The organism is Methylobacterium sp. WL7 (assembly GCF_008040085.1).
GTDB lineage: Bacteria > Pseudomonadota > Alphaproteobacteria > Rhizobiales > Beijerinckiaceae > Methylobacterium > Methylobacterium mesophilicum.
The window spans coordinates 1-566 of the sequence record NZ_VRVG01000364.1 but is presented as its reverse complement, the minus strand read 5'-3'; the positions used below and the strand labels follow the sequence as shown (position 1 = coordinate 566).

The following is a 566-nucleotide window of genomic DNA, read 5'->3' as shown; positions in this document are numbered from 1 at the left end:
CTCCTCCACCGACCCGAGCGTGGCCCCCGAGGGCGGCGAGGCGCTCTACGTCCTGGTGCACACGCCCTACCTGCGCCCACACCACGACTGGCGTCCGGACGGCCCCCTGTTCCAGAACTACCGGCGGACCATCCTGAACAAGCTCAAGCGCACGGCCGGCATGCCCGACCTGGAGGAACGCATCGTCGTCGAGCGCCACCTGACCCCGCAGGACATCCACGAGCGCTACCGGGTGCTCAACGGCGCGATCTACGGCCTGGCCTCGCACGGGCGGGTGATGGGCGCGTTCAAGCCCGGCAACCGCTCGCGGCAGGTGCGCGGCCTCTACCTCGCCGGCGGCGCCGCCCATCCCGGCCCCGGCATGCCGATGGTGATGATGTCGGGTTGGATCGCAGCCGACGCGCACGACCAGGACGCGCGCGGAACGCTGCGCGCCTCGGCGTGACACCCGCAGCACCATCCCTTCCCCTCTCTGCGGGGCAGGCGACGGGGTTCACCTATCGCTGCCGAATCAGGGCAAGGGCCGCGCTCGGGCGGGTCTCCCTCCCCCCTTTGCGGGGGAGGGT

General features: G+C 72.1%; 1 pseudogene. It reads left to right on the top strand.

Features of this window, described 5'->3' with window-relative positions:
- Window positions 1-445: pseudogene (locus tag FV233_RS29805) on the top strand (phytoene desaturase); the annotation flags it as partial.
- Window positions 446-566: the final 121 nt, after the last annotated feature.